Annotated in this window: 3 protein-coding genes; all 3 read right to left on the minus strand. The window is 64.9% G+C overall.

Features of this window, described 5'->3' with window-relative positions; translation table 11 throughout:
- Positions 1–377 (minus strand): carbohydrate ABC transporter permease (locus AC1DQP_RS19785; protein WP_478052337.1); only part of this gene is annotated, 377 nt, incomplete at its 3' end.
- On the minus strand, positions 374–1,255 hold the full coding sequence (locus AC1DQP_RS19790) for a carbohydrate ABC transporter permease (protein WP_256775590.1): 882 nt from the start codon (positions 1,253–1,255) through the stop codon (positions 374–376). The genes AC1DQP_RS19790 and AC1DQP_RS19785, both read right to left, overlap by 4 nt.
- On the minus strand, positions 1,252–2,084 hold an 833-nt coding region (locus AC1DQP_RS19795), incomplete at its 5' end, for an extracellular solute-binding protein (RefSeq protein ID WP_478052338.1). The genes AC1DQP_RS19795 and AC1DQP_RS19790, both read right to left, overlap by 4 nt.

A 2,084-nucleotide genomic window follows, 5' to 3' on the forward strand; every position in this document is an offset into this window, starting at 1 on the left:
ATCGCCACCTGCGCCGGAATCACCAGCGCCGCCAGCAGCACCTGGAAGATGCGCTCGCGGCCGGCGAAACGCAGCTTGGCGAACGCATAGCCAGCCATGGTGTTGAGCAGCAGCGAGCCCAGCGTGATCGCCAGCGACACGCCCAGGCTGTTGATGAAGTTGTTGCCCATGCCGGTGCGCGCGAACAACTCGTGGTAGTTCGCGGTGGTCACCGAGGACGGCAGCAGCGGCGGCGGGAAATGCGCCGCCTCGCCAGTGGGCATGAACGACACCGACAGCATCCACAGCAACGGCGCCAGGCTGACCAGCGCCAGCACGGTCAGGCCCCCATTGATCCACCATGCATGCCAGCGCGACTGGCCGATTTCACGACTCATACCAACTGCCTCTTGCGGCCGAAACGCAGCATGACGCTGGTGACGGCCAGGATGATCAGGAACAGCAGGAACGCCACCGCGGAGGCACGCCCCAGGTTCCACCACTTGAAGCCTTCTTCGAACATGAAATACAGCACGCTGACGGTGCTCTGCAGTGGGTCGCCGCGGGTCATCACGTAGGGCTCGGCGAACAGCTGGAAGTAGCCGGACACGGTAATCACCCCGACCACCAGCAGCACCGGGCCGAGCATCGGCAGGGTGATGTGCAGGAACTGCTTCCAGCGCGAGGCGCCGTCGATGCGCGCGGCCTCGTACAGGTCATGCGGGATCGCCTGCAGGCCGGCCAGGAAGATCACCATGTTGTAGCCGAAGTTCTTCCACACCGCGAACAGCATGATGGTCGGCATGGCCCAGTTGGGATCGCCCAGCCAGTCGATCGGGCTGATCCCGAGGTGGCCCAGGCCGTAGTTCACCAGACCGTAGCTGGTATGGAACAGGTAGCGCCAGATCACCGCCACCGCCACCAGCGTGGTCACCACCGGGGCGAACAGCGCGGTGCGGAACAGCGCCTTGAAGCGCGCGGCCGGGGCGTTGAGCAGGATCGCCGCACCCAGCGACACCGCGATCGACATCGGCACGCCGACGATCACGAAGTAGGTGGTGTTCCACAGCGACTTCCAGAACATCGGGGTCTGCAGCAGGTCGATGTAGTTGCCCAGCCCGACGAAGCGCAGGTTGCCCCCGTCGGCCAGGGAGTACAGGTCGAAGTCGGTGATGCTCAGTGCCAGCGCCGAGAACACCGGGAGGCCGAAGAACACGCCGATGACCAGGATGGCCGGGCCGGCGAACATCCAGCCGGCGAGCGAACGCTGCTTCATTGCGCCGCCCCCACTGCGCTGGAATGCACGCCGGTACCGGCGGCCTTCTCCTGCGCATCGCGTTCATGCATCCAACGGCGCTTGGCGAGGACCTTGTCCACGCGCTTGTCCAGTTCCTTCACTGCCACATCCTGGTCGAGGCCACCACGCACCACCTGTTCGGTGATGATCCGCATTTCCTGCACGATCCGCTCCCACTCCAGCACCTTCGGCGTGGGCTTGACGCGTTCCAGCTGGTCGCGGAACGGCTGCGCCAGCGGGTCATTGGCCAGCGAGGGGTATTCCCAGGTGCTGCGCCGCGGCGGCAGGTCGCCGATGATGGAATGGAAACGTTCCTGGATCGCCGGGCGCGACAGGAATTCGATCAGCTTCCACGACGCTTCCTTCTGTTGCGAGGAGCGGAAGATCACCAGGCTGGTGCCACCGGCGATGCCTGCGCCCGGGCCGTCCGGACCCGGCAGTGCGGCGGTGCCCCACTTGCCTTCCAGTTCCTTGGGCTGCAGCTTCTTGAACTCGCGGATATTCCACGGGCCGGACAGGTAGAACACGTTGAAGCCGCGGAAGAACTCATCCCACACGTTGGAGATCTGCGTCTCGGACATGCGCGGTGCCCAGCCCTGGGCGAACATGTTTTCGTAGAAGCCCAACGTCTTGCGGAAGCCCGGGCTGCTGAAATTGCCGCGGGTGTCGTCATCGCGCAGCAGCGGGTCGGGCTGCTGCAGGGCGAAGGACAGCTGCTGCTCGAACTCGTTGATCGGCATCAGCACCGCATAGCGCTTGGGCCCCTGCATCTTCTTGATGGCCGCCATCATCTCGTTCCACTCCGCCC

The sequence above is a fragment of the Stenotrophomonas sp. P5_A8 genome (assembly GCF_056400545.1).

Bases quoted from the DNA above. Each gene is read 5' to 3' on its own strand.
- AC1DQP_RS19790 (WP_256775590.1), bottom strand. From the start codon at position 1,255: ATGAAGCAGCGTTCGCTCGCCGGCTGGATGTTCGCCGGCCCGGCCATC.